This window comes from Novipirellula herctigrandis (assembly GCA_007859835.1).
GTDB lineage: Bacteria > Planctomycetota > Planctomycetia > Pirellulales > Pirellulaceae > Novipirellula_A > Novipirellula_A herctigrandis.
This window is the reverse complement of record SJPJ01000001.1, coordinates 3,055,634-3,063,024: the sequence shown is the minus strand read 5'-3', so window position 1 is coordinate 3,063,024 and position 7,391 is coordinate 3,055,634. Positions and strand designations below refer to the sequence as shown.

At 51.4% G+C, this 7,391-nt stretch carries 7 protein-coding genes; 1 reads left to right on the top strand and 6 read right to left on the bottom strand.

The features are described 5' to 3' along the window. Window positions 1-3 precede the first annotated feature (3 nt). The 3 genes from CA13_RS11355 to CA13_RS11345 all read right to left on the bottom strand — a co-directional run bounded on the left by CA13_RS11355 (window position 4) and on the right by CA13_RS11345 (window position 2,820). A complete protein-coding gene (locus tag CA13_RS11355; protein ID WP_146396536.1) occupies window positions 4-1,473 on the bottom strand; it encodes a DJ-1/PfpI family protein in 1,470 nt (489 codons plus the stop codon). A 97-nt stretch (window positions 1,474-1,570) separates the two neighbouring features. Continuing rightward, window positions 1,571-1,927 (bottom strand): putative signal transducing protein, encoded by a 357-nt coding sequence (locus CA13_RS11350; RefSeq protein WP_146396533.1) that lies wholly within the window; start codon window positions 1,925-1,927, stop codon window positions 1,571-1,573. A gap of 95 nt (window positions 1,928-2,022) precedes the next feature. Continuing rightward, entirely contained in the window at window positions 2,023-2,820 is a 798-nt protein-coding gene (locus CA13_RS11345) for a S1 family peptidase (RefSeq protein WP_419194199.1), read from the bottom strand. Between the two features lie 272 nt (window positions 2,821-3,092). On the opposite strand from CA13_RS11345, the gene CA13_RS11340 reads away from it, so the two are divergent. Continuing rightward, window positions 3,093-3,776: a protein-tyrosine phosphatase family protein gene (locus CA13_RS11340; protein ID WP_146396528.1), complete on the top strand. Its 684-nt coding sequence runs from the start codon at window positions 3,093-3,095 to the stop codon at window positions 3,774-3,776. Window positions 3,777-3,819: 43 nt separating this feature from the next. On the opposite strand, the gene CA13_RS11335 is transcribed toward CA13_RS11340, so the two are convergent. From CA13_RS11335 to CA13_RS11325, 3 genes are all read right to left on the bottom strand, one after another. Further along, window positions 3,820-4,806 (bottom strand): 3-keto-disaccharide hydrolase, encoded by a 987-nt coding sequence (locus CA13_RS11335; RefSeq protein ID WP_146396525.1) that lies wholly within the window; start codon window positions 4,804-4,806, stop codon window positions 3,820-3,822. A gap of 38 nt (window positions 4,807-4,844) precedes the next feature. Next, window positions 4,845-5,024, bottom strand: coding sequence for a hypothetical protein (locus CA13_RS11330; protein WP_146396523.1), 180 nt, complete (start codon window positions 5,022-5,024; stop codon window positions 4,845-4,847). Between the two features lie 110 nt (window positions 5,025-5,134). Beyond that, entirely contained in the window at window positions 5,135-7,159 is a 2,025-nt protein-coding gene (locus CA13_RS11325; protein WP_419194198.1) for a DUF2961 domain-containing protein, read from the bottom strand. Window positions 7,160-7,391: the final 232 nt, after the last annotated feature.

Below are 7,391 nucleotides of genomic sequence, written 5' to 3'. Positions count from 1 at the left end.
CGGTCAGGGGGTTGCTCCGGTGGACGAATTGGTCAGTAGTTTGGCCAGGGTTTCACCAAACAATTTGGCTGAGTTGTCGTCCTCGCCAGTAATGATTTTTCCTTCGACCAGTACGTCATCGGCTGACGTACTCGGGTCGCCGATGGATCGTATCGGTGTTAGTCGGGCTCCATTGACTTCGGCGTTCCACCGTGACAGCGGCTGGCCTTGTTGTCCGTTATAGACCCCAGCAGGACTTTGTCGAGGTGAGCCGACGCAGCGCCGGCCAGCAAGCAGACTCTTGCCATTGACTCGAGCCCACGCCAGTACGGAAACACCATGACACAGAGCTCCGACGTACTTGTCCTGTTCGATGAATTCACCAAGCAGTTTGTTCACAGCCGCTTTGGTGTTTCGGTCGCCGTTATAGGATCTGTTGCGATAGGAACCTTCGAACGCATATTGGTACATTGATGATCCCCAGCCACCAGAAAACATAATGGCGTCGTATCGGGAGGAATCGATATCCGCAATGGCAAAGTCTGGCATCACTTCGCCGCTGCCCTGTTGGCCGGAGTTTCCATGTGGCCGACATCTCTGTTTGCGGCCTGCCGCAACATCAACAGCAATGCCAGCTCTTTCAAATGCTCGTTTCGGGTCATGGTATTCGCGGTAAAAGAAATCTTGATTTGCAATGACGATCAACACTCGTTTAACGGTGTCTACTGCGTGAGGAGTCGGCGAACGAGATGGTCTAATACGTGTTGTTGACGCCGTTTCCAAAGCCGGACGCATGGGCCGAGAGCTTTGAGGTATTGATGGTACCTCTGCCTGCAGTATCATCCCATTGGTGACCGGTCGGACCTCGATAGCGTGAAAGGTTGTTGCGGATTCATATGCACCAATTCCCAGTGCTCGGGAGTTGGGCATTTCCCAAAGATCAGGAATTGTTAGATCAAAACCGTCGGTTATATATTCGGAAAGCAATTTGCCATCGAGCAGTGCTCGCACGCGATCCTTCCTTACCTGCACCTCCGCGGTGTAAGTGCGGCCGTTTTTCAGCATGTGATTTTCGGATCGAGTCGGATTGTTTTGCAGTGTTTGGCGATTGACCATCTGTAGGCCCGCAAGATGTTGCCCCCAGGCGTCGATTTCAAACGTCGCCTGCCCAGAACCGGTTGCAAACATCAACGCCACGGAATGCACACCGCTGGTTCGAGTGAATTTGACTCGGAAATCGTATTCCTCATTCGGCTGATATGGCAATGTCAGTCGCGAACTTCGAGCGGCGTCAGTCGTCAAACCCTCGCTCGATTTCCGCCAAACACCAGCAACCGTGTTCTTTGAGACGTCAACCCGTTTCGAAAGATCGATCCATTCACTGGACTCGTCTGCCGCGAGCAAAATGCCCGGAGTCAGAATAGCAGGAGTCAGAATAGCAAGAGTCAGAATAGCAAGAGTCAGTATGAATCGATTCAGCTCGGTCGCATTCATTCGTTGAAACCGTGATTAGAAAAGTCGAGTACTGAAGAGACGAAATGGAGATACGAATGTGAACAATCGCCGTAGTTTCCGGCGATACACGTGCGGTCTAAGAGTCCACTTCAGGCGTGGGCGGATTCAATTCATCTCGCGGCGAACGACATTGCCAGCACACGTCAAAGGATGCATCGTTGGTTTCGCCACATCGGTCGCAAACCCAGGAGTCTTGTGTTAATCGTTGTACTTGATCTTGCTGCAGAATCTGCATGGCCTGCTCGAAATCTTCGCTAGCCACCTCGACTCGCACGATAGCCTCATTCACTCCTCCACCGCTCATCGCCATTGACGAGACAGCGTCGTCACCTTCGACGAACGCAGTGACGCCCGCTGCGGCAAGCCGAATGCGTATCGTTTCAGCCTGGATGCGATCAGCACAACGGTAGACTTCGGACACTTCATGGCTCATTGTTTGTCTCCTTTTGCCTTCACCATACCTGCTTTCACTATACCAACTTCGCAAAGGTGAATGAGGCTCCAAATTCAAAGCGGTTCGTTTGGCTACTACCCGTCCGTTGTCATTTCTGTGATCAATTCGCGGGCAAACACGGCATGAAGCACTTCGGCTATTCCAAGCGGATAATCGGTTTTTCGTTCCACGAATCGCGATTCTCGGACCGTCTCCGTGATATTTCGCATCCCCAAAATCATGCCAACCACAACCGGGCCACCGTTAGGCGAACGCAGTGACCGGTGAATGACGGGGCCACCGCTGTCACCTTTCCACGTCGTTGCGTCGACCAGAAACAAGGGGTGATTTTTGACGGGGGTGATGGGGAAACTGGCTATGTTTCCGCTACGTAAGATTGGGAAGCCAGCACCATTGGCCTCGGTTCGTTCCGGAAAAACGGCAAACGACAAGCGGTCACCGACGTCGACCATCGACATTTGCTCGTTAGTCGCTAGGGACTCGAAAGGAAGTGCGTCAACCTGAATCGAATCGGCTAACGGAAGAATCGCAAGGTCATGATTGCGGTGTTTGTTCCACAGCGGTTTGTTGCTTTCTCGAATGAAAACCTGTTTCTCTTTACGCTGGTAGGACCCGTCATTATTGCGAGTGCGCGATACCAAAATGCACGAATCACCTTTCATTTGATCAAGAACGTGGTTGGCCGTTACAACGAAATATCGCGATTCCTCGTCGTTGATCTCACAGCGAACCACTAATCCCGTTGCGGTTGATGCACCGTTAGAAAGTTTGTAAGTCGACAAAACCAACCTCTCTGCTGCATCGTCGCATCTGGCGAACTGTGGTGAATACACAACAAGGAGAGCCAGGATAATCATGAGCGAGCGTGTCATTGAGTTGAGACTCCACATAACAATTTTTGGGTAGGATGCGATCGATTCCATTTGCGCCCAACGCGTCCATCTTCGTATTGGAACGCGGATGCAAGAACTAGCGTAGTTGAAGAGTCTACAGTCGTCACGCCGTTACGAATGAGTCGTCGTGTTGTCGCGACATCATGTCTCGTTTGCTGCGATGTCACCCGGAGGTACAATGTCGGGTATGCCGCGACGTTAGCTTCGTTCGTTGCTGCGTCGGAAAAGCCTTTTTGTCAGGCAGGGTGCGAATGAAATACGGCGTCCTCTTTTCTGTGCTATCGCTTCTGGTTGTCCTGTGCGCAATCTTGTTTGGCGGTTGGTTTCTGATTCTACTTTGGCCCGGATTTAGTTTTGGCGTGCTTGGAATGGGCTACTTGACTCTGGGGCATCGCGTGTTTGGCAAACTTCCCGATGGATCGATGCACTCTGTTTCCGTTGTGGTGCTGCTTCCCTATTTACTTTGCCTTTGGGGCGTTTGGCATCTTGTTCGTTTGATTTCACGCGAACCTGCCTACGATGAATTAGCCGATGGTGTTCTTATCGGCAGGCGTTTACTAACCCACGAAGTCCCGTCGGGCACACAAACCGTGGTTGACCTCACATCCGAATTTCCTGAGTCATCGGGATTGCGGTCTGTTCCCAACTATGTCGCTGTCCCAATGCTTGCGGCGTCGATCTTGCCGCCACAAATTCTCGCAGATCTTGTCACTCACCTTGCAACGATGGACACACCAATCTTCATTCATTGTGCACAAGGACACGGTCGCACTGCTTTGATTTCTGCGCTCTTCTTGGTTGCGCGTGGCGACGTCAGCGATCCTGATGCCGCCTTGAAACTCATTCAGGGTTCTCGGCCATTGGCCGGCCTCAACCACCTTCAGCGATCTGCGATGATCGACGCCGCTTCCCTGGTTCCGTCGATCACGCAGTGATCATCAACATGGTTTTGCAGTGGAGACGCTCCGCGAAAGACTGCTACTTTTCCACGATCCAGATGTTGCGAAATGCGACGGGATTGCCGTGATGTTGTAAGAACAATGAATCGGGCTCGGGACCCTCGCCATGAAATCCAGGCGTGCTATTAGGAAGTTCCAAGTCGTTGTGAATCATGGCGCCGTTGTGCTTGATTGAAACACGTGCGTTCTTGATTTTTTTGCCATCGTCATCGTAACGTGCTGCAGTGAAGTCAATGTCGTACGTTTGCCACGATAGTGGCGGCAGGCACATGTTCACGATAGGCTTAGCAATTTTATAGATGCCGCCACATTCATTGTTCTTGCCGTCTAGCCCGAACGAATCGAGAACCTGCAATTCGTAACGGCCCTGCATATAGACGCCACTGTTGCCTCGTCCCTGTCCGCGAGCGTTCGGCATGAATGGCGTGCGGAACTCGATATGCAGCTTATGATCGCCAAATTTTTGTTTCGTGAAACAATTCGTCGAGCCTAGCAAATTGCCTTCGACCAACTCGCCCTTTTCAAATTGATCGGCAGATGTGCCGTCGAACAGAACCGTGGCGTTCGCGGGTGGCTTTGCTCCGAGGGTGGGACTCTCTCGCTGCAATTTTTTGAGTGTCCCGATTTGATTTCCATCAACGAAAACGGCAATCTCTCCGTCGGCGATTTCGATCTTGGCCTCACCGATGTCCGCAACAATTTTACCGTCAACACTCTTCGCTTCCACCGAGTTCTGTTTGTCGCCGCGTTTCCATCCTTCACCGGGTAACCCACCGTAGTGCCCGACGATTTGGAACCGGTTTTTACCAAGCGCGATCACCTGGCCTCCGAAATCCATGTCACCGTCTTCCGTTTTTGCAGTGCCGCGATATTCGCCTTGCAAAGCAAAGTCGGGGCTAACTGATTTTGTATCCGTGTACGCCTTGCCTCCCGCGTCAGCAAAAACGTTTGCTGGAAGATGGATAGCCAAAATTGCGAGACAGAGAGCGATCGATTTAAGTTTCATTATCATGTCTATGGGGATTTGAGGGGAAAACGAAATGGTTAGTGTAATGGAACGACGTCGACAGTCGCACAGTCAAGCTGCTCATTTCGCAGAGTTTTTGACTTTGACCGTTGAATCACAAAATGGGATTGGTCGACACCGTTGGCTTTGACCACAACATACTCGCACCGAGTTGGCATGCGAATCAGCAAGGCCAGCGGTGCAAGTCCGTCTCTCATTGCGGCACTCCAAGTCAATGGCAGCGCTTTAGCGATCGAAATCGAAAATCCTAGCTTGAACTGAATGCCACCATGATTTGATAAATGGGTGCCGACCTACAAGTGAGTGTCTACTTCATTGGTTTGACATCGATTCGATCGATACCAAACATGTAGCCTTTCTGTGCCTTGGGATTGGCTCCGACGATCTCGACCGCAAGTGTATGTTGGCCTTCTGTCAAATTGAATGTACCGAGTGAGATTAGGCCGGTTGACACAACGCCGTCATTGAACAGGTCGATCGGCTCGCCAGCCTTGTTGTCGTCGACGTAAAGCTGGACGATGCCATAGTCAATCGCCTTGGTTAGTTGAACGACCACTTCGTAATTGCCCGCTGACATCACCGGCATCGCTAAATGGAGTTTGTCACCCGGTTTCGCCCCCGTCCACCAGAGTTGTCTGTTGTTCTTCCATTTGCTTGTGTTGTATTGGCCCATGGTTTGTTCGTCCAGCGACCCATTTGGTTCATTCTGAACACGAATACCAGCGTAAACAGGGTCGCGTTTGGCGTAATAGCCATCACGCTGTTCCGCAGGAATTGGATCGTAGTGGTCAATGCCACCGGGAGCCAAATACCATTGTGTGGTGAGTGCGTACAGTGTGCCGTTGTCGTTCTTGAAATATTTTTCGATATAGGATTCAAACGACTTTTGGAATGGGATGTTGTCAACCAAATGCCAGCGAAGAACCGATTGGTGTCCTTTGTTTTTCTGGTCCATCGTTTGGCAATGGTATGGTTTTTGGAACAGGTTTGGGTTGCACCACGCGTAGCCAAAATAGTCTTCCGATCCAGTGCCGAAGGTGGAAGGGAACTTCTCGCCGTCGACGTACAGTTTTTCGTCGCCTTCGCCCCACCATCCGCCACGAGGATTCCATACGTGAAGCATCACGCCACAGAATCGACCACGCCCTTTTGTGTTTAGCATTTCCCAATCCAGCCAACGGTCCTGTGGCATCGGTGACAAATCACGGTGCCACTTGCAGTGAAAATGGGCGAGTCCTTCGAACGGTCGATCAAGTGGCGCGTGTGTGATTTGGAATTCAATTTCGCGAGCCTGTTTGCCATCGTTGACAAGTTCGACGATCGCACTCTTTCCGAAAGGCATATAGCGGAGCGAATACCAACCATCCTCGCTCATCCCGGTGAGCAAGGACTTGTAATGGTTCACACCCGGAGCCGTTCCAAAGAAATCGCCGAGCGGGCACCAAACGGCGGGTTTCGCATCACCGTCCCAGGTGATTTGAAGTGCTAGGTTGCGCGTTGCGGCAATCTCATCTTGTCGGTCTGTAAAGTTTGCTTTCACTCTTATCGCCGAGATCGCTTGCGGACCTTTCAAATCGGCAACCAAAACGGATTCACCGGCATCGACGTGAATGGATTTCATCAACGTCTTCTCGCCATCTCGTTTGCCAGCCGGGTCCGTGCCTAAGTCGTTTGTCAGGTACGTGTTGACCGCTCGCAACTGCTTATCATATTTGGCAACCAAAGCAGAGCTGAAAGTTGGCAGTTTGGTCCCCTCAGGATACGTCATGTAGTTGAACTCGAAGTATCGGCCCCACCCCTTGTCGGCGACGATTTTGCATGATTTTTGGTAGGGAATCGGCATATACAGGTTTTGCCCGCTACAGCCATCTTCGTTCAAGTTGTAGGAAAGGGCCGGATAGTCAAACGGTTGGTGTTTTCCATCGAAGTAGTCTGCAAACGGCTGATCAATGACGGGCTCTGCTTGGTCGTCCAAGTAGATTTTCACATGTCCTTGTTTGGCATCGGCGGACCAGATTCGCCAGATGCAGCCGGGGCCTTGCATTTCAGCCATCACGACCTGATCGTTTTCGGTTCGTATGACTCCGTTGCCGTCTCCGTTTGCGTCCCAACGAATGTACTCGCCGGTCGCAGCATCGTATTGGCTGGCGCGGTCATAGCTGGACCATTGCTTGCCCGTTTCGCCCACCGCAGGAAGCACTGCGGGAGTTGTTAAATCGGTCATGCGACGAACGAGATCACCGTAATCCAAGCTGTCTTGGGATCTTGCCAGAGAGGGAAGTGATAGAAGGGATAGTAAACAGAAGCCAATCGGCAATCGAGGCGTCAACATGGTAGGGCTCTGCGATCGAGGGAGGTGGGAAAGCTTTTTACGCCAGCTTAGTGGATTTAATATACCGTCAAATAGGTTGTTGTGGTTTTGTGGGCGGCTAGTGTTATGCCATTTTGATCGATCACGATATTGGACGGAAAGCCACTGATGCATTTGTGGTTTGGAAAGATGTAAGATGGAAATCAAATTAAATCTTGCGTCACCCTGATCATCGATCCTACGTTCCTCTTAA